We start from the raw sequence: 19,703 nt of genomic DNA, 5'->3' as shown, positions 1-19,703 counted from the left end.
ACCTCCCGCTAATGTTGGGTTGTTACATCAGCGAGGATAATCATGACAAATGCCATATATCGACCTACTTTTGCACGCCTGTTCATAATGTTCTTCGTGATGTCAATTACTCTTCTCGTGGGTGCTTGCGGTTCAGATAAAGTGACATCGGAATATGTTTACTCCACCAATGGCGTGAAACTTTCGTTGGGTGAATACGGAAACCCGAATGGTCAACCGGTGCTATTCATTCATGGTTGGTCTCAAAGCAAAGAGATGTGGAACCAGCAATTAACAGCACCTGAACTGCAGGGTTATCGCTTGATCGCCTATGATTTGAGGGGTCATGGCCAATCAACCAAGACCATGAATCCTGCAGAATACGTGTCGGCGAATAATTGGGCCGATGACCTGAATGCCGTGATTCGTAAATTGGGCCTGCGCAATGTCACCGTCGTTGCCCACTCCTACGGGGCAATTGCGTTGATGGATTATCTGAGCCTTTATGGTGACAATAATCTCATGGCGATCAACTTCGTAGGTGCTTTGGCCGGGATGGGTAATCAGTCTGTGACAGCCTACATTGGCCCCGACTTTGGGCGTATCAAGCTGGCAACCAGTGAACGCTTCAACGATCAAATCGACGGGGTTATGGCGCTTGCTAATGCGAATTTTGGCAACACAGTCGATCGTGATATCTATGCTCGTGGCCTCGCTGCAAGCATGTTGACGCCGTACTACGTCCGCCGCTATATCTTTGCTCGACAAGTTGATCACACTGACACGCTAAGATCTATCCGAGTGCCAGTGATTTTTAGCCATGGTCAACTGGACCAAGCCGTGTTAGCGCGTTCCTCAGTCGATATGGCTTCCAAAGTGCAAGGTTCAAAAGTGGCAATTTACGAGGCATCACATCATGCGCCTTTCGTTACAGAGGCGGTAAAGTTTAACGCTGATCTTTTAGCGTTGCTGAAGAATATTGAAACGGGGGCTAGTCGTGACCAATGACGTTACGGAGTGTAAGAGTCTTGAATTGTTCCAAATTTATGCATCCTACAATTCGGTGATGAATAGCCGACTTCTTGAGTGCTGCGAGACTCTTGAGGAGTCGGTGCTTCATGAAAACTTGGGAGCCTATTTCGGTTCAATACTTGGTACCTTGAATCATTTAATCAATGCTGACGAGTTGTGGTTGAGTCGCTTTACAGGTGAGCCGCATCAAATCAGGGCACTTGATCAGATCCGTTTTGACTATCTTGAGAAAGTTCGACATCGCCGAACAGAAATGGACAAGGCCATATCCCAATTTGTGGGTTCCTTAGACGCAGCAAAACTTCAACGCACGCTGAGTTACGTAAGTTTTGTCTCGCCTCAAAGGCGAGAAGTGGTGTTGGGTAAGGCTCTACTTCATTTCTTTAATCACCAGACTCATCATCGCGGACAAATCACCACGCTTCTTTTTCAAAAAGGTAGAGATCCTGGTCTCACGGATCTCATTTCCTTGGTTTGAGGTGTCAATTCAACTCGACGGCGCATCGCAACTCGATACTTTGGCGTAGAGGTTGATTTGGGTCTATTTCAGTCCAAAAGGCGCTGTGGGGCGTGCTAATCCAACTCGATTCACCTGGTGCACTGTCAAATGTTTTGAATATTAATGCCTCGTCAAGATTCAGCGCACTCACATAATTCCATTGAAGCGCAGATGAGTCTTTAACCAAGTTCATTAGACCTGTGCGTTCTGCATAAATCAGCTGACACTCGCCGATGTGGAAGTCATTCTGGTTAAACGGTACGCCGATTGCCAGTGGGGGGTTAGTCACGGCATGGGACAAAGGAATCCAGACATTCACAATCAAAAATCGCCTCTCGCCGAGATTCCAGTCAGTATTTCTCTCAAGGCATGCGCAGCCGGAGGAACTTGTGTAATCACAGTGCGCAAGCTGAACTGCTTGCGGCGTTTTCAAGGCGCTGTCTCTGCCAATGTCAGGTGTTTGATCAACTTTCTCCACACGCCTTACCGCTGAATCAAATACTTGAACCCGTTTGGCATGTGTCAAATATTGAACCATCTCCTCAATCGACTTCACACTTGAATGAGAAGGGCGATCATCACTCTCGAGCTTGATGGGTTCAATGTTATTCCAGGTCCATCCATTCGACTCAAAATTAGGCTTGTGGGAATCGGTTCTGCAGTCCCGGATATGCTCAACTGTGGAGACGAATGGGTTGACATTCTCATCTTCGAGCTTTCCGGTGATCATCGACACCCTCGCACCGTCTGCATCTGCTCTTAGATAGTTAATTCTTGCTTGAACTGTAGCGCTCATGAGGAAATCCTTTGCGTGGAAAACCTCATTCTCGATGCCCAACGATACGCGCTCAAATCGTCTTTTCTATGAAGCTATCACTTTTTCCGATGATTCATTTTGAACCCTCGTTTACAGGCCTCCCGCCACATTCATTACGCTTGCGGTGACGTAGCTCGACTCGTCAGAAAGCATCCATGCCACTGCATTGGCGATTTCCTCCGGTTGCCCAGGGCGTCCCAAGGGGATTCGAGACGCGACTCGCATGGCGCGACCTGGCTCACCAGCGCGAGCATGAATTGTTGTGTCAATCGTTCCCGGCGACACTGCGTTGACCAGTACGCCGACACTTGCAAGTTCTTTGGCAAGTCCGATACTCAATGTCTCCACAGCCGCTTTTGTTGCTGCATAGGCAACATATTCTCCTGGTGATCCGGTGCGGGCAGCCACTGAGGAAATGTTGACGATTGAACGTCTTATTCCGTTTGAGTTGTTGCTCCAACGAATTGCTGCTTCGCGGCAAAGTCGTATCGTAGATGTGAGGTTCACCTCGACTACATTGCTCAGATCTGCGTCCGTTAGCTGGGTCATGGGCCCAAGTTTTCCGGTGATGCCTGCGTTGTTGACCAGTCCAACCACCTCACCCAGTTTTTCAGCCTCGCAAAAGATTCGCGATGCGGCATCAAGGTCGGTCACGTTACAGTGAAGTCCTTTGATCCGCTTTGTCTTCGTCGTGTTCAAAGTATTCTGTAATTCTTGCGCATCATTTTCAGAGTTTGAGTGAGTAAAAAGCACATTGAAGCCGTCTTTGTGCAGGCGCTCTACGCACGAACGCCCAATGCCTCGAGTGCCTCCAGTTACTATCACCACAGATTTCTCTTTGACCACGATTCTCTCCTTATTTAGCTATTGAATTAAATTTCAGTTTCTTAGAGCCACAATTGCTGCAAAAAATGTCAATGCAGCAAATAACAGCGTTGCGTATTGATAGCTTCCCAGTGCCTTTGCGGTGATTTCGCCTAGAAATGGACTGCAGGCAATACCTGTAGCAATTGGCAAATTGAATTTGCCGTAGATGGTTGCGTAGGCTTCTGTGCCCCATCGCTCTGATACTGTCGATGCAATCGCAAGTGTTTGGGCGCCTCGCACTGATCCTGCTGCCAAGGCTCCGCACAGAATCCAGATCATCGATTCATTTGTGAGTCCGAGAACAAGGAGCGACAACATGCTGCAAAAGAGCAGGGCGCTTAACCTCTGCGTTGATGTTCCAAGGCTTCCCAATGGGATAAATGCGATTCTTCCTAGCAATTGCGCCGCTCCGACGAGCCCAAATATAAATGCGGCATCCTGGTAGTCCAGATTGAGCTCTTGAAGCAGGGGAATTAGATTCAGGGTTGTTCCGTAAAGGCCGATTGAGGCCACAGTGAGTGCAACTTGGGAGTAGGTGAACCCACGCTCACTGGTAATGGATCGCAAGTGATTTTTTGAATCATTCGCTGTCTTGTTTGACTTCCTCCACGGCATTTTTAATAGGAAGGCGATGCATAGCCAACCAAGAGCACCGTATGCGATGGCTAAAAGCATAAAGGTCATCTCGAATCCCCGGCTATCTATTAAATGCGCGGTGAGCGGAGCGAATCCAGTGGATGACAATCCACCTGCAAAAGTAATTGCCAGCAGTTGCCACTTGTTATTAGAGCCAAACCACTGACTAGCCGCTGCGAAAGCCGGGGGATAAAGAGTAGCGGCTTGTGAAACTCCTACTAACACCCAAGCGATTGTAAAGATCAGGACTGAGTTCGTTTGACTCGACAAGAAAATTGATATGGCTCCAAGGATTACCCCCCAAAGCATGACCTTCTGGGGGCCATGATTGTCTATTTGACGTCCCACCCACGGCCCGGCGAATGCGGCGCTAAGCAATGACAATGTATAGGCGGTGGGGACCACTGAAGTAGTCCATCCCATCGCAGTGCTCAGTCGAGTTGAGGCAATTGGCAGGGTGTAGAAGAGAATCCCCCAACTTAAGAATTCAAGCAAACACAGTCCCACCAGGGCTTTTGATTTTTGGGCACTCATGCGACTTCAGACCACTGTGGGTTGGCGTTCTGCTTGTTGAAATATTGCATGCAAGTGTGCTCTTGACACTTGTAATCACCTATTGGAAGTTTTGATAAGCCGATCAACTGAATTGATGTTCCAGATGTTGACTTTTTACACCTCTGGCTCATACAAAAGATCTCGTTGCCAGTTCAATCCCCAGCAGCATGAGAAACATCAAGAACAGGAATCGAAAGGTACTCGGTTTTAGCAAGGTTCTTATCCTCTGACCAATCCACATCCCCACTAGCGCTGGTACAAGCGCTGCCATTGATGTCCCCAATTGCTCTAACTCCATTGCGTCTTGAATCAGCAAACCCGCTGCTAGTGAAAGTGTTGAGACTGTGAATGAGAGTCCAAGGGCTTGCACTAGATCGTCCTTACTCAGGTTCAGTGCTTGAAAAAACGGGACTGCGGGAACTACAAATATTCCGGTGAGTCCCGTTATGGCGCCAGTAATTAACCCAACGATCAACGATATACGGTGTTCAAGTGATTTTGAGATTACCAAGGCTGGGCCGAGCAGGGCATACATCGAATAGACAACCAGTGTCATACCAATGAATGTTCGCGACCAGTCAGGGTTGATTCTTGACAGCAGCATTGTGAACAACACAGTTGCTAATACGATGCCTGTCATCATGGGCCAGAACCTGCGAATTGACCCCTGCAGTGAGGGCCCGGTTAATAGTTGCCAAAGATTGGTAACCAGCGAAGGGATGATCAGGATAGCGGCCGCGGTCACGGGTGACATGAAGCTTCCCAGTAAGCCCATGGCCACGGTAGGCAGTCCCATTCCGGTAACACCTTTGACCAGGCCAGCAGAAAGGAAAATGGCGATTAACGCCAAAGCGAGTGGAAGTGGTTCGTTCATGCCCATATTGAATCGCAGCTATTTCGCATGCACAATCAGGCTTTTATACCCTTAGCCTTCGGCTGAAACGAAGGCTTGGCAAAATGAACCTCGACCTTGTGGATTTAAATCTGTTTCTGAAAGTTGTTGAGTCCGGCAGCATTACCCAAGGGGCCTATCTTTCGAATTTGGCTTTGGCATCTGCCAGTGAGCGGATCAGAAAACTGGAGCAGGACCTGGGGGTCGTTCTGCTGATCAGAAAGGCGCGGGGTGTGGTACCAACGGAGGCAGGTGAAGCCCTGGCCCACCATGCCCGTCTAATATTGCAACAACGCAATTTAATGGAAGATGAGTTACAGGATTTTGCGACAGGCGCAAGAGGATCTATCACTTTGTATGCGAACACAGCGGCTTTGATGGAATTCTTACCCGCCAAATTGGCAATGTGGCTCGAAGGGTGGCCGAATTTAAAGGTGGTGCTCAAAGAGCGGACAAGCGAGGAAATTGTCAAGGCCGTTCAGCTTGGACTGGCGGAGGCGGGCATTGTTTCGAGTTCTGTGCCTGCCGCCGGATTGATCACACGCGCTTTAACGGACGACAACTTGGTGTTAATTGTTTCACCGAAGCACAAGTTTTGGACTGAAAAAGAAATCAGCTTTGAACGTGTTCTCTTTGAGCCGATGGTGGGTCTCACTCACGGAGATGCGCTTCAAGCGCATATCGAAGCGCACGCAAGAAATCTCAACCGGAACTTAAATGTACGCGTTCGGTTGAAAACATTTGAGTCAGTTTGTCAGTTCGTTGGTCACGGGGTTGGAGTTGCAATTATTCCCGAGCGTACCGCGAGAAGATTTCGTCGTAAGTTTGGTTTTGGTGTCGTTCGATTAAGCGATTCATGGGCCACGCGTCAGCTTATGGTTTGTTACAAAGAATTAACTAGGCTATCCCCGGTCATGAAAAGTTTTTTGGACTATTTGGAAGCAAATACAAATTTGAGTTTTGACTAAACTACATCTTGAATATTTTGCATTTCGCTTTGTACTTATTGTTCTGATAAAGAACAGCTGCAGCACACGGTACAGTGCAGTTTTATAAATGGTTTTGTTTTAATGCAGAGGGATTTCATGGATATTCTTTACCATTACTGTAATCCGGCGGCATTTTTATCAATTATCGGTAACCGCTGTATTTGGTTGTCATCCTTGTCGCTCTCCAATGACGCGATGGAGGGGAAATTGGTTGGCTCTACTTTTAGGACACTATTTGACCGCAATAAACTGAATGAAAAACAGGCGTCTATGGTGATTGATGCAATCAAGTCGCTTGAGGAAGTGATCGACGGCTTGGGTTTTTGTTTGTCAGAAAAAGGTGATCTACTCAGTCAGTGGCGTGGTTACTCAGGAGATGGACAAGGTTTTTCGATTGGATTCTCAAAGGAATACTTGGAGTCGCTAAATAATAGCCGGGATAAAAATACACCAGGCTTTAGCACTGAACGAGTAATTTATGAGTTGGCTGAGCACGAGAGTGCGTTGCAGCCGATTTTTGAGAGAATCTTACAAGACATATTGATAGGCAAGTTGAATCCACCTAGCCCTCCCTCAATGTTGATGGGGCTTGATCATGAAGCTGGCCAAAAAATATACGAATTAGCAAGAGAGGAATACGGTAAAGCGGTGCACAACATGATGAGCAAGGTCTTTATGGTTTTGTCTCATTTATTTAGATTGAAGAATCCTGCATTCAGGGAAGAGGCGGAATGGCGACTTATTTCTCATCTCTTCAACGAACTTGAAGATGAGTGTGAGTTCCGTATCTCAGCTGAACGCCTTATACCTTTCCGTTCAATTGCATTGAAGAACCTTGACATACCGGCGATAAGGGAGGTGATTTTAGGTCCTAAGAACATCACGCCAGAATTCGTAGTCAGCAAATTTCTTGAGAAGAATGGATTTGTCGGCGTCACTGTCAAAAGATCTAGTGCCACTTATCGTTAGGATGATTCGACTAGGGCAAATTTCCCACTTTTCTTGGTCAGTTTGTTACTTGATATCCGACACGCCTACGTTGCAATGTTATCGCAGGTAAATAGGTACTGAAAGTGCCATAAAATGGCCGTTTCGCTGAAAACTCTTTTTCATGACTTTGAAAAAATTACCTTATGGCGACTTTTGGGCTGTTGGGGATTCCCTGTTGCTATGGTGAATCGCTCAGCCTGTACTCGGCACTTTCCATCCTTCAAGAATCTCTTGATGGCTTACTGCTAACTAGACTTCACTACTGAAAGTGCCAAAAAAAGGCACTTTCAACCAAAACACGATTTCCAAATCTGTGAAAACATTTCCCCATGACCTTCGGGTAATCAGGGGATGCAAATGGAAAATTCAAGAGTTTTCACAGACGAATCAATCGAGCAAATCATAGCTGATCATGACCTCTCGAGGTTCATCAAAGTGTTTGGTTTGGCGCATTGCGCGGCAGATCTTCACTGCGCAGTTCAAAACTTAATCGATGCCCTCGAGCGAGTGGCGAAGGAACGTATCGACTTTCCAAAGCTGCTTGAGGCAAGCTTTGTTCTCACCAAAATCAAGCATCGTCTCGAATGCCTTCCGTCGAAGGACTGGGGAGTCAAACTGGTTCCAGAGCAAGGGCCGTTGTCATGCCTGATGGCATATCGCCGGGTAAATGATTCACAGAAGTTAGATCTCGCGCTGGTGTTAACAGCGATGTACCTTGGGGACTATCACCCTAGAACGCTGATTCAAATTCTAAGCAAACATGTAAAGCGCGACCCTCTCGAAGATCTTTCGTTTCGCCCTGATATTCAGGTTAAGCATGCATTAGAGCGAGCCAAGTCTCAATCTGAGAAGGTGTTGGACTGTTTGATTGAAGGCTCCGTGCGATCATCGCTCGATCGCTTGCAGGCTTATCACATGCGTTTACATGGCGAGCACGACTTGCAGAAAAAGAGAGTTTTACTCACCCACGCGCGCTTTTCGCAAGAGACCTTGATTGCAGCCAGTACGCAGATTCAGGAAGGTGCGAAGCAGGGCGATGGCCCATCAATTTGTGAGCTTCTATCGCTACATATCAATTGTCCTCCAAGTTTCACCGTGGCTTTACCTTGTTGGCCAGAGCCCGGCGCTTTTCATTGGCTGTCCGTTCGAGAGTCACGCATCTATACGAATCGGTCATTGTTCATGCCCAAAGGACGCGTGGATGGTGACTCAAATCAGCAAGCAGATCAGTGGTATTTGGCAAGGCCGATTGCACAAGCACTAAAGAATCCGCTTCAGTATGCTTTGACCCAAAACCCTGATGCAAAGAATCTGGGTGCGTTGATAGGGGTTTCTGAGAAAGACATCAATCGAGAGAACCCTGAAATTACAGATCTGCGCAATCGATTGTCGATTGAAGGTGTGAATCAGTGTGGTGATGATGTACTGGCTGCTTTCGCATTTTCTGATCCGCGCTTGCTGTCTCGTGGGCCTGCATATTATAGAAATATAAAACAGAAAGATGCCGCGAAATTATTTTGTTCGGTCTTAGAGTCGTTTGGAATACCAACAGTATCGATTGATATGAGCTCTGAGCGGGGGTTTGGCGCGCTTGCCCAAGTTCGGAAAGAGTACATAGCTAGAGCTTGGACTGAATTAAAAACACAAGTTGATTCGCTAAGACCTACGAAAAACAGCAAGTGGTCAGAGCTTGCGACGTTTCACAACGCATTTGCAATTGCGACTGCATTCATGTGTTCAATCGCATTGGCCTTGCGTCCCACGCAAAGTTTTCCCCTCAAGCGTTGCTCAATTGGAGCTGATTTCGTGGTGTTTAACGACAAAGACAGCCATCAGGTGACCGAGTTCGTCGAGGTCCCATTTGGTCAGATTGTAAAAGCCCAGCTGGATCTTTATATCGAACACCTTGAGCAACTTTGGGGGAAATCTCGAGAACTGGAATGCGCTGAGAAGATACCTAACAACATCACAAAAATTCTAGAGCTAGGCTCTTCTGAGCCACTGTTATTCCGCCTAACCCGAAATGGTCTGAGTCGACTGGGATCAGATCATTTGTCTGATGCGCTTAATCTGCACGGCTTTAATTTGCCACCGAACTTCGGTCGTCATTTCGTTCAGTCTCATCTTTGTGGTTTAAAGCGGGTGGAGATCAATCGAATTTCAAGACACGGATCGATCTTTCAATCAAGCAATAACATGGGAGTTGACCTTTCACCGGAAGAATCCGCAACGAATGTAGTTCGGAGCACTGAGGATCTATTGAAACAGATAGGCGTACTTCCATTGCCCGGTCTTCAAGGCTGAGGCCTGTGATGACGCAAGTGGCTCTTTTCAGCAAGCGCGACAACAGTACTAAGTTGGTTGACAGCTATTTTTACGCAGCTCAAAACGACTTTCGTGACGTAGTCGTAAGCATTAGGCCCAATAAAGCCTTTGTTGAAAAATTATTTATTGAAAGATGGAAACGCGTTCGGACCGAGGAACTTCAGCGCCTAGGGATTGCTGAGCGTTTGCTACTTAGCCTAATGATTAATGACCTGGTTTTGCGTCTAGATTTGCTCGAGGAGGTGGTTTGTACGATTTTGGCTAGTTCTCAGAAAGAACTCACTATCGAAAGCCGTGTGTCGGTAGTGCTGGAGAACGGGGCAGTGATTAACGTTTTGATAAGCGCTGCGACGATTCGTTTAATCACCAAACACCATGCTGACCTTGGCAATGTTGAACTCGATGTTAAGAAAACACTGACCCGGATTGATAAATGGTTCTGGGGTCAGGATCGAACTGAAAGTTTCGTGGGTGGGTTTGCGCTCGTGTTAAAGCAATATTTACTCCCGATTGTTTTTGCATCAGTTGCCGGGTTTTTGGAGTACGCATCCTTAGAAGAACGAGTGTTTAAACGGGCCAATGGTGTTCAATGTAGATCTAAAGCTGACGCAGATGAAATCAATGAATCCTTGGCTTTAGGAATTCAAAACCGTCAGGTGGAGGATTCTGACTGGTGGTTTGCCAAGCAGGTTCAAGATTGGCTTAAAAACCATGTGAAGGGTTCCATGTCTAGGAACTCAATTCTGATTCGAATCGACTCAGGTGTTACACGGCTTTTGGAACCAGACACTATTGGTTATATATATCTCGACTGGGTTCGCTACTTGATTGTCTGCGGTTCGCGATACAAATCAAAGCTAAAGCCAAGCACTATCGAACAGTATGCACGGCTTGTCTTTCGCCATTTGTTCGAAAGCCTAAACCCCCATTTATCTGTCTTCGACTTCATCACCCAGCACTTAAAGGCGTCCGAGCTCCAAGTCTCTTCGAGTGTTGCTGGTTCATCAGCCCCACAACTTAATGCCGGTTTAGATGTGTTCAAAGTGTACTTGGCGGATGTTTATTCTATTGAGACGGACATAGCCAAGATGCGAAGCCACAGAGGGATTATTGAGGCGGAACTCATTTGGCCAAGTGAAATTCTAGATGCGATCCAGGAAGCCCGAGCAATCCTTGATCGGACCCTTGCGGTGAACTGTTCAGTAGCCCTTATTTTAGCGACATTGGTGAGACTGCGTATCGGTGAGCTATTGCGACTCGAGATTGGGGATTTTCAGCTATCGAAACTTGAGCAATCATTGTTGGTGACCATCCGGCACAGTAAATCTGACGCTGGCGAGCGCACCGTGCGCATTCCCATAGATCGAGCACGCCTGCTGGAGCAGTTTCTGACCTATCGCATCACCATTGATCAGGCAGGCCCTAAATCATCTCTATGGGGAAACTACGAGACTGAAGACGTTTATCGTAGCGCAACGTTCCGAGCCACTCTGAACGGAATTCTGAAAGTGGTAACAGGTGAACCAGGCGCGCGTTTTCATTGGCTGTCCCACTCGAAAGTAACCTCCGAGTTTTGGCAACTCTTCAACGGCCATTCCCGATATTCTCAGCAACACAATCCAGTTTTCGCGATCGTGGCAGATCTGGGTCATTTGAGTTTTTCCACGTCATGGACCACTTACACACACTGTGTAGATTATTTGATCGCCTTGGCTGCGAGAAACCTCTGGAGTTCGATCCCGAGCGAATACCTGCCATCGTGGGACTTCAGGATTTGGTTAGGTTTTGGGAGCGCAAATACCTACAAATCGACTGTTAGACGGGGAAATTCTCGAGGTGTTTCCATCGGTCGATCGCATGCCAGGCTGATCTACGGGGATAGAGAAAAAGAAATATCTCCACCTTTTGACCAATCCTTGATCCAGTTTCCAAGTCTTGAGGAAATCTGGCCTGAGAGCAAAACAGCTACGGATTTGACCCCTTTGGATGTTTTTAAGCTGGTGAATCAGTTGACCAGCGCTGAAGGGATTGATAAAGCCAAGCTGATTCAGCAGTTTGGTATCGATCGAGAAATCTTTGATCGACTTTATTGGACGCTTGGACAGTACGGTCGATTCGAATCGGCATCTGTGTGGAACCCAGACGTTCTGCGTTATTGCTCGCAGTTGGAAAAAGCATTTAGTCATGGTTTTGCTCGCACGACTGAAGCCATGTTACTTGCTTTGATATCTGGTCCTTTTAACCAGGGGCAAGACTATTTCTATCTCCGTGAAATATTTACATCAAGACACCTTGTTGTTCCGCTAAATGATCCACGTTTCAAAAAGATCATCGCGCTTCTAAAAGCGTCAGGGGTTCAGGCCGAGCAATGCAGTTTTGAGGTCGGAGTACGTGTAAATCAAAGTGACAGTGATCAGCTAATCAATCTATTCAAATATTCATATCTTCATGCACCACTAGTGAGTTACTGCAGGGGCAATGGAAGAAAGCATGTGCGGCTGCATCTTTTCAAGCCGAATTCAGGATCAACTTCAAAAGCGTTCAACAGCGAAAAGAATGCGCTGATTAGCATTTTGACACCAAGAAGATCAAGACCTGGCAACAGGGCTTCGATTGGGGTTTGCTTGCAAGCGGCTCTTTTTTGTCAGGTAGTTATTTGGGATATTCACCAGAGGGGGAAGTTATGAAGCGCTCGATTGAAAAAGTGGCAATTCCGTTAGATTGGCTCTGGCCAATGAAGATAAGCAAGTTCATTCATGAGCTACATAGTCGTGATTTTGAGGAAATTGATCGAAAAGTCCGCGCTGTGCTATCGCCTGTTTTTGCACTCATACCTGAGCTTACAATTTCCGGTGCCCTGGAAAATCGAATAAATCCTAGTACGCATCGTGAGGAGGTTTTTTACCAACCAGTTCTTATTGCCTCTCGGCAGCTTCAGTTGCAATTCGACGTTGATCGAGCTGCAAAAATCGAGGTAATTTTAAAAAGCTGTCTTGAAGAATTCGCTAGGCTTCCGATGATGCTTGAAACGCTGCTACAGGCCCAGCAACTCAAGCCTCTCAAATCCCTATCGCCGCAAGAATATCAAGCGTTTTCTATTTTGCGCTCTTTGCTTGATTCACATTGGACGACGGAGTCCTGGGCAAATAATCACCACTTGAAAACCATTGAGCAAAATGGCCCAGATACAGAACATCGGTTGAGTTTTCAGGCCACAGTTAGATTCAAAGGACGTCAATCTGTAGTCCTTGAGTCGGTACGCTGGCACAAAACTAATCCGGTGATTGTGAATCAAAAGACATTTCCGGTGAGGTTTCGGCCATCATATCTTTTCGATGAAGAAAATAATTATCTGGATCGATTCGAAAAGCTGTTACGCAGCGGTCAGCCTGCGAACTTCATTTGTCGCATTAGTCTTAAGAAACGAAAAGGAATGCAAAGGGTAAACAGTGCAACCATTGAGCAGCTAATTGATGAATGAGACAGTTTAAGCATCCATCAACCGCTGGGTGTGATGCGTCGACATCTCTTCATTTCTCACGACATGCCAGGTTGAAGACACTTTCGATGGTGTCAATTTCCATTCTTGAACATAGGCTCGCCCCTCCACCGTTTCGAATCCGAGGAACACAATTTCATCAGCATTGAATTTCATCAATTTTGCTTCATAAAGGCCTGGTGCTCGACTCACCCCGCCGTAGTAGGAATTCACGCTTAAAGACATGAATTTGCCATCCTGGTTACTTTTGATGACCGCATCATCGTGGATTACGCTTGGAGCATCCAGGCGTTTGCCGCGTTCGCGAAGCAGAGTGAGGTTAAAGAGCATAATTAAGTGCTGTATATAAAAACAGTATTTATATTATGCGATCTGTTTCGCAGCGTCCATCAGAAAATTACTGAGCCCGCCCTAACGGTGCTTTTTTAACCTATCCCCAATTTCGTTTCCGCAAAGAAAAAATCCACACAGGAAAGTCTTTCCTGCATGGAAAATCAAGCGCTGATAACCTACTGTCTTGGCTGTTTAGCATTCCCTGTATCGCTCAAGAGCGGCCATTAGAAAGTACTTTTCATTGACTCTAATGAAATCCGGAGCCTTCTGAAAACCGTGCTCCTCGAGGATCTGTCCAACCGAGTGCAGCAGCTCCTGCGCGTTCGCTAACAATCTCTCATCGCCAGGCCGCAGGTTGCTGAACTGCCAAAACCCCGAAAATGAAACCCGCACGCCCTGAGGCCACCCGGTACAAAAGTTTCGGTTGGCTTTGCAAAACATCTGCAAAAAAGCCGCGATTGGTGCGAAGTGCATTGGCTGCGATTCCATTGAAACCTCGTCATCTTCCGATGCCATACGCAAGGGAACCCGTTTTGAGTGTTTTTCACTGGTTTCGCTGATTATCTGAAGCAGGCCTGGAGTTGCGAGAGACGATACAAAAAGATCCGGTCTTAATTGAATGACCCGTAGGACGACCTCTTTCAACTCGGCTTGAAGATGGGAGTAAGACCAAACCAACACTCCCTTGGACTTTTGCTGCTCCTTGGTCCTTGCTGGCAAGAAATCAAATGGATTGTGCTCGATACCAAAGCTGGTTTCATTGAAGATCGCTTCGGTGTCGAATATTGGATCAGCCTGTCGTTTCTTGCCCAAAGGATGAATCAGAACAAATCGTCCCACTTCTATCCTTTTTGCCGGTACCAAGGTGTACACATGAAAATAATGAACGTGCCAAGAATCGTAGACCTCGGTCTGTAAGCAATAGCTCACCTGGCCATCGTGTTCAAATTCACTGACCCATGATCCAGTGACAATCCCTTGCACTGCGGTGGTTGTTTCACCAAAAAAGCTGGACTTACCCATTTTTCACCTCCAGTTGCAAAGCGTTGCCCAGTTCACCAATGTTGGTGTTGGTGGCCAGCAATCGATCAAAAGCCGAGCCATCAAGGCGTGTCAGGTTGGGAACAAATCTGCCGTACACTTTGTAGAGCATCTCGGTTGAGCTGTGCCCCAGCTGTCTGGCAATCCAAAGTGGGTTTTCACCGGCAGCAAGCCACAAGGTGGCCGCTGTGTGGCGGGTTATGTAAGGGCGCCTGCGTGCAAGCCCAAGGTGGCGAAGTAGGGGATACCAAACCCTTTTGGTGACGTTGTTGTGGTCCAGAGGTTGGCCCACGCTGTTGCAAAACACATAGTCACTTTTGCGATAAGTCACAAGCCGCTGCCGTTTCAAGGCTTGGCAGACGACTTCTGAGATTTCAATGTCCCGTATGGAGTCGTAGGTCTTGCCGTCTTCTTCCTCGATCCCAGCGACAATGGTCGAGCGGATCAGAATTTGGCGGCGTTCCAAATCAACGTACTTCCATTTCAGCCCATCAATTTCGCCCGTCCGCATGCCCGTGAAAAACCGCACAATGTAGTAATTGCGCATGTCTTCACGAACCGTGTTCAGAATCAGGTTCACCTCTTGCAAGGTAAAAGGCTCCACATCGGGTTTACGTAAGCGAAGAGACTTGATGTTTTGGTACGGATTGGTAAAGTGGTACCGGTCGGAGGCTTCACTCATGACCTGACTTAACAGTGCCATGACGGCGTTCACTCGCTTGGGAGACATCGTTAAACCTTTACGCCCCGGTGCTTTGGCGAGGACTGAGCGAAAGGTTAAAAGGTCTTCCCGTCGAATGTCTCCGACCCTCGTATTCCCAAACTTGGGCACCAAGTGGGCCTTGAAGATGTCTTCTACAGTTCTTTGGTAACTCTTTCGAAACTGCACGAAGTTTTCATTTCGCCAGATATCCAAGAACTCCGAGAAAGTGGGTGTCTGCACCGCAGGGGCATTCACTTGACTGGCTACCTCTACGCCAGAGTTACGATGATGGCCACCAGGTCTCGGATACGCATCAGAGGCCTTTACGCGGGGTTCCTTGGCAGGTTTGCCAAAGAACTCGGCGTAGTTGAATTTGCCTCGGGCAATTTCCCGCTCAAGTTTGTCAGCAAGTTTACCGAGCTTGGTGCGGTTCTCTGGTGTGTCGGGCAGGGCGGTTTGCTCCCTGTAACGCGCGCCATCGAAGTAAAAGTCCAGGTACAGTTTTCCGGTCTGCTTCCGGGTGCGAATACTAGCCATGGAGAACACCTCCGTTGGCCATGGGCACGGAGAATTTTGGGCCCTTGCTCAAATCCTCTTCAATGGCTTGCCAGATGAAAAGAATCTTGCGACGCCCAAACGGACGCAGATAATGCACCCCTTCAAGCAACACTGAATCCATGAGTTTTTCACGGATGGTTCGCTCATCGTATTTGAGCCGCCCGGCGAGTTCGGCGGTGGTTAGATACTCTGTACTCATACTTTTCCTCTCTTGAAAAATCCCGCAAAAGATCAGCGGGGTAAATTCAAGTTAGCAAAAGTCTTCATTTGCGCAAGTGCCAAAATCGAAGAAATTTTGGACTTTTTGCAGGCTTTTTACTTGTTGATGAAAGTGAAACTGATCAGTCCTAAACGGACAGACAACTTTTGACAAGGGAGGGTGAGGGACTCAAGGCGGAATGCTTTGAACTTGAGATGATCAGAAATTCGAGGAATCATCCAGATCAAATCGCGCTGTAATTTATATTGCAGCAGCGATCTTAGGCTTTTAAATGTTCCGAACGTCTCGTTGGAAAAGAAATCTTATTTTCATAGCTAACCAGTTCAAAAGTTGCTTTGAAGATTGCGAGGTTAGATTTTCGATGTCCTTCATCAGCAGTGAATTAAGCTTCAGTATTCTTGGGAATAATGGATATTTATTGTTGATTGCTAATATTTCGGAATTCCTTCTGCGTTATCGTGATGCCAAAGGAGACTGTATGGAAACGCTTGGTGAGAATAAGTCACTGCGCTTGTTGTTCGTGGGTGCTGGGGGCGTGGGCGCTTACTATGCAGCACGCTTGATCGAGGGCGGAAACTCAGTGGTGTTAGTGGCAAGGGGGAATCACCTTGAAGCAATGCAAAGACACGGGTTACAGGTTGAGCACGATCAGTTTTCATTCAAGCAGCCAGTGTGTGCAGTCGATGAAATCACGATGCAGCGCCATTACCGATGCAGTGATTTCGATGTACTTGTACTGTGTGTGAAATCTCAGGATACGGCGAGTTGGCTCGATTCAAATTCAATTTGGCTGGCCGCAGGCGCTACACCAGTTCTGTCTTTGCAAAATGGTGTCGAGAATGAAGCAGTACTCAGCAAGGTGTTGGGTGTTGATCGTGTGGTTGGTGGATTGGCTGTAAGAATTGGCGCACATATAGTTTCGCCAGGATGTATCGAGGCGCAGGGTTTGGGACAAATTGTGTTGGGTGCATGGCCCAATTCGGTCGTAAATGAAGGCTCGCAAAGCGCAGTGGAAATGCTAGCGGATACATTCAATGCGTCAGGAATTCCCACCCGGACCGCTGTCGATATTCGACATGAGTTGTGGAAAAAACTGTTGGTGAACAATGGTGTGAATCCCCTGTCCGCTCTGATTCGAAAGGATACTGGTTTTCTAACAAATCACCCACATTACAGGCGGGTGATTTACGCAGCAATGCAAGAGGTTGCTGTAGTTGCGAAGGCTGACGAGGTTGTGTTAAGTCAGTCTGATGTGGATGAGATGTTCAAATTGATCTGTGAGTTTGATTCGATCAAAACCTCGATGTTGGTAGACCTTGAAAAGGGCCGTCCTTTAGAGCTAGATGCGATCAGTGGCAGTGTGCTTCGACGAGCTGAACGCTTGGGGATCGATACACCCGTAACAGCATTAATTCATTCAATGCTCAGCAGCTGATTACTTTCCAAATCGTTCTTTGGGTAGTTTCTGTACCGCTACCAATGATCGGTTGATGTGATCAGCCAAAATTTGCGTGGCCAGCTCGCTGTTTCGATTCAGTGTTGCCGTCAAAATTTCTTCGTGTTCGGAGTGCACATCGCGGGGAATGGGTTTTTCAGAAAGAATCAGCCTGCGATAACGCTCGGATTGCATGTACAGCAAATGTTGAAACTGTTTTAGCCAGCGAGAAGGACAGGCGGAAATGAGTGTGTCGTGAAACAGGCGGTTCTTCCGTTCCCACTCGCTGCGGGTTTCAACTGTTTCCTCGCCAAGACGTGATTCTGCCCGGCTTAGCATATGGAACGCACCCATCACTTCAGCTTCCCACTGGTCATCGCCCAGTGCAATGGCTTGCCGCAGTGCTTCAGTTTCAATCATGACGCGGGTGCGGGTAATGTCTTGAAAATCTTCCGCAGACATGGGGGCCACGGTAAAGCCTCGGTGTCCTTGCGCCACCACCAGTCCGTCGTTCAGCAGCAGTTGCAAGGCTTCCCGCAAGGTGCCCGCGCCCACTTCGTAATCGTCTTTAAGGTGTTCTACCCGTAGCTTGGTGCCCGGCTTGTGCACGCCTTCAATGATGTCATTGCGCAGTTTGCGGTAGGCAGTTTCTGCCAGGGTCAGGCTTTCCCCGCTGGTGACGCTGCCAGGCAATGAGACCACTTCATTCATACACACTCCAAAAAATTCTCTCTGTTTCGTCATTGTAGTCGAGTTGCGACGCTAATCAACATTATCGATTAAAAATAATATTCTCGAGAAAATATATTGACGTCGAGAAAAAATAGTTTTATCGTTTGTTCATGGTTTAATCGATTGGCAAGGAAGAGTGCAATGAAAGAAGTTTTAAACTTCATCAACGGGGAGTTTGTTGCGGCGGGAAACACATTTCCCAAATATTCACCCGTGAACAACGCCGTGATTGCGCAGGTGCATGAAGCAAGTCGCGCACAGGTAAATGATGCGGTGGCTGCAGCCAAGGCTGCCTTGAAAGGCCCGTGGGGCAAATTGACTGTGGCCGACCGGGTGCAAATGCTGTACGCCGTGGCTGATGAAATCAATCGCCGCTTCGACGACTTTTTGCAGGCTGAGGTCGCCGACACTGGCAAGCCAGTTAGCCTGGCCAGTCATATTGACATTCCCCGTGGTGCTGCCAACTTCAAAGTGTTTGCGGACACCATCAAGAACGTACCCACCGAATGCTTCGAGATGTCTACCCCCGATGGACGCGGTGCGCTGAACTATTCCATTCGTCGCCCGGTGGGTGTGGTAGGCGTGATTTGCCCCTGGAACCTGCCTTTGCTGTTAATGACATGGAAAGTCGGCCCTGCACTGGCCTGTGGCAACACCGTGGTGGTGAAGCCTTCCGAGGAAACGCCGCAGACTGCCGCCTTGTTGGGTGAGGTCATGAACAAAGTGGGTGTGCCACCGGGTGTGTACAACGTGGTGCACGGCTTTGGCCCTGATTCAGCGGGTGAATTTGTAACGACTCACCCCGATGTGAACGCAATTACCTTCACTGGCGAAACACGCACCGGTGCCGCCATCATGAAAGCAGCTGCGCAAGGCGCACGCCCCGTGAGCCTGGAAATGGGTGGCAAGAATGCAGCCATTGTGTTTGCAGACTGCGATTTTGAGGCGGCCATTGAGGGCACCATGCGCTCGGTGTTTGCCAATAGCGGACAGGTGTGTTTGGGCACCGAGCGGGTGTATGTAGAGCGCCCGATTTTCGACAAATTTGTGGCCGCCATGAAGAAGGGTGCAGAAAGCCTGAAACCTGGCTTGCCCGAAAACAAAGACACAGGCATTGGCCCTGTGATTTCTCAAGAACACCGTGAAAAAGTATTGGGCTATTACCGCAAGGCAGTAGAGCAGGGTGCCACCGTGGTGACGGGTGGCGGTGTAATCGAGATGCCTGGTGATTTGAATAATGGTGCCTGGGTGCAGCCCACCATCTGGACCGGTCTGGATGACGATGCAGCTGTGTGTGTGGAGGAAATTTTTGGACCTTGCTGCCACATCGCGCCATTTGATTCGGAAGACGAGGTAATTGCTCGCGTCAACAACAATGTGTATGGCCTTTCCACCGCTGTGTGGACACAAAGCCTTGCCAAAGCGCACCGCGTGGCCGCTTCAATCGAAGTGGGTTTGGCTTGGGTCAACAGCTGGTTCTTACGTGATTTGCGTACGCCGTTTGGTGGTGCCAAGCAATCGGGCATTGGCCGGGAAGGGGGTGTGCACTCGCTGGAGTTTTACACCGAACTGAAAAATATTTGCGTGAAGCTGTGAGGAAA

General features: G+C 47.9%; 18 protein-coding genes. 9 read left to right on the top strand and 9 right to left on the bottom strand.

Annotated elements, in window-relative coordinates; translation table 11 throughout:
• Positions 1-42: 42 nt before the first annotated feature.
• Together FRIGORI9N_RS05250 and FRIGORI9N_RS05245 are read left to right on the top strand one after the other, a co-directional pair.
• Positions 43-987 (top strand): alpha/beta fold hydrolase, encoded by a 945-nt coding sequence (locus FRIGORI9N_RS05250; protein WP_159568789.1) that lies wholly within the window; start codon positions 43-45, stop codon positions 985-987.
• Positions 977-1,489, top strand: a complete 513-nt coding sequence (locus FRIGORI9N_RS05245) for a DinB family protein (protein ID WP_159568788.1) — start codon at positions 977-979, stop codon at positions 1,487-1,489. The genes FRIGORI9N_RS05250 and FRIGORI9N_RS05245 overlap by 11 nt, the downstream gene beginning before the upstream one ends.
• Positions 1,490-1,493: 4 nt before the next feature.
• Here FRIGORI9N_RS05245 and FRIGORI9N_RS05240 read toward each other — a convergent pair whose 3' ends face one another.
• The 4 genes from FRIGORI9N_RS05240 to FRIGORI9N_RS05225 all read right to left on the bottom strand — a co-directional run bounded on the left by FRIGORI9N_RS05240 (position 1,494) and on the right by FRIGORI9N_RS05225 (position 5,265).
• On the bottom strand, positions 1,494-2,306 hold the full coding sequence (locus tag FRIGORI9N_RS05240) for a CmcJ/NvfI family oxidoreductase (RefSeq protein WP_159568787.1): 813 nt from the start codon (positions 2,304-2,306) through the stop codon (positions 1,494-1,496).
• 111 nt (positions 2,307-2,417) lie between these two features.
• The gene (locus FRIGORI9N_RS05235; protein WP_159568786.1) at positions 2,418-3,173 is read right to left on the bottom strand and encodes an SDR family NAD(P)-dependent oxidoreductase; all 756 of its coding nucleotides are present in this window, start codon (positions 3,171-3,173) and stop codon (positions 2,418-2,420) included.
• Positions 3,174-3,206: 33 nt separating this feature from the next.
• Positions 3,207-4,364: an MFS transporter gene (locus tag FRIGORI9N_RS05230; RefSeq protein ID WP_159568785.1), complete on the bottom strand. Its 1,158-nt coding sequence runs from the start codon at positions 4,362-4,364 to the stop codon at positions 3,207-3,209.
• A gap of 148 nt (positions 4,365-4,512) precedes the next feature.
• The gene (locus tag FRIGORI9N_RS05225; RefSeq protein WP_236550805.1) at positions 4,513-5,265 is read right to left on the bottom strand and encodes a sulfite exporter TauE/SafE family protein; all 753 of its coding nucleotides are present in this window, start codon (positions 5,263-5,265) and stop codon (positions 4,513-4,515) included.
• A 77-nt stretch (positions 5,266-5,342) separates the two neighbouring features.
• Between FRIGORI9N_RS05225 and FRIGORI9N_RS05220 the strand changes: the two genes are divergently transcribed.
• From FRIGORI9N_RS05220 to FRIGORI9N_RS05200, 5 genes are all read left to right on the top strand, one after another.
• The gene (locus FRIGORI9N_RS05220; protein ID WP_159568784.1) at positions 5,343-6,245 is read left to right on the top strand and encodes a LysR substrate-binding domain-containing protein; all 903 of its coding nucleotides are present in this window, start codon (positions 5,343-5,345) and stop codon (positions 6,243-6,245) included.
• 117 nt (positions 6,246-6,362) lie between these two features.
• Positions 6,363-7,235, top strand: coding sequence for a DUF2971 domain-containing protein (locus FRIGORI9N_RS05215; RefSeq protein ID WP_159568783.1), 873 nt, complete (start codon positions 6,363-6,365; stop codon positions 7,233-7,235).
• A 378-nt stretch (positions 7,236-7,613) separates the two neighbouring features.
• Positions 7,614-9,560 (top strand): hypothetical protein, encoded by a 1,947-nt coding sequence (locus FRIGORI9N_RS05210; RefSeq protein WP_159568782.1) that lies wholly within the window; start codon positions 7,614-7,616, stop codon positions 9,558-9,560.
• A gap of 8 nt (positions 9,561-9,568) precedes the next feature.
• Positions 9,569-12,268 carry a site-specific integrase gene (locus FRIGORI9N_RS05205; protein WP_159568781.1) on the top strand — a complete coding sequence of 900 codons (2,700 nt, stop codon included), beginning with the start codon at positions 9,569-9,571 and terminating at the stop codon, positions 12,266-12,268.
• Positions 12,265-13,062, top strand: coding sequence for a hypothetical protein (locus tag FRIGORI9N_RS05200; RefSeq protein ID WP_159568780.1), 798 nt, complete (start codon positions 12,265-12,267; stop codon positions 13,060-13,062). The genes FRIGORI9N_RS05205 and FRIGORI9N_RS05200 overlap by 4 nt, the downstream gene beginning before the upstream one ends.
• Before the next feature lie 6 nt (positions 13,063-13,068).
• Here the strand turns inward: FRIGORI9N_RS05200 and FRIGORI9N_RS05195 are convergent, their stop codons facing one another.
• From FRIGORI9N_RS05195 to FRIGORI9N_RS05180, 4 genes are all read right to left on the bottom strand, one after another.
• On the bottom strand, positions 13,069-13,410 hold the full coding sequence (locus FRIGORI9N_RS05195) for a hypothetical protein (protein ID WP_159568779.1): 342 nt from the start codon (positions 13,408-13,410) through the stop codon (positions 13,069-13,071).
• Between the two features lie 195 nt (positions 13,411-13,605).
• Positions 13,606-14,436 (bottom strand): hypothetical protein, encoded by an 831-nt coding sequence (locus tag FRIGORI9N_RS05190; protein WP_159568778.1) that lies wholly within the window; start codon positions 14,434-14,436, stop codon positions 13,606-13,608.
• The gene (locus FRIGORI9N_RS05185) at positions 14,429-15,694 is read right to left on the bottom strand and encodes a tyrosine-type recombinase/integrase (protein WP_159568777.1); all 1,266 of its coding nucleotides are present in this window, start codon (positions 15,692-15,694) and stop codon (positions 14,429-14,431) included. The genes FRIGORI9N_RS05190 and FRIGORI9N_RS05185 overlap by 8 nt, the downstream gene beginning before the upstream one ends.
• Positions 15,687-15,914, bottom strand: coding sequence for a hypothetical protein (locus FRIGORI9N_RS05180; RefSeq protein WP_159568776.1), 228 nt, complete (start codon positions 15,912-15,914; stop codon positions 15,687-15,689). The genes FRIGORI9N_RS05185 and FRIGORI9N_RS05180 overlap by 8 nt, the downstream gene beginning before the upstream one ends.
• A 382-nt stretch (positions 15,915-16,296) precedes the next feature.
• Here FRIGORI9N_RS05180 and FRIGORI9N_RS05175 point away from each other — a divergent pair, with 382 nt between their 5' ends.
• On the top strand, positions 16,297-17,370 hold the full coding sequence (locus FRIGORI9N_RS05175) for a ketopantoate reductase family protein (RefSeq protein ID WP_236550804.1): 1,074 nt from the start codon (positions 16,297-16,299) through the stop codon (positions 17,368-17,370).
• On the opposite strand, the gene FRIGORI9N_RS05170 is transcribed toward FRIGORI9N_RS05175, so the two are convergent.
• Positions 17,371-18,081, bottom strand: a complete 711-nt coding sequence (locus FRIGORI9N_RS05170) for a GntR family transcriptional regulator (protein ID WP_159568775.1) — start codon at positions 18,079-18,081, stop codon at positions 17,371-17,373.
• 162 nt (positions 18,082-18,243) lie between these two features.
• Here FRIGORI9N_RS05170 and FRIGORI9N_RS05165 point away from each other — a divergent pair, with 162 nt between their 5' ends.
• Positions 18,244-19,698, top strand: coding sequence for a 2-hydroxymuconic semialdehyde dehydrogenase (locus FRIGORI9N_RS05165; protein ID WP_159568774.1), 1,455 nt, complete (start codon positions 18,244-18,246; stop codon positions 19,696-19,698).
• Positions 19,699-19,703 lie beyond the last annotated feature (5 nt).

The organism is Limnobacter sp. 130, assembly GCF_902506325.1.
In the GTDB taxonomy this organism is placed as follows: Bacteria; Pseudomonadota; Gammaproteobacteria; order Burkholderiales; family Burkholderiaceae_B; genus Limnobacter.
This window is presented reverse-complemented; position numbering and strand designations above follow the sequence as displayed.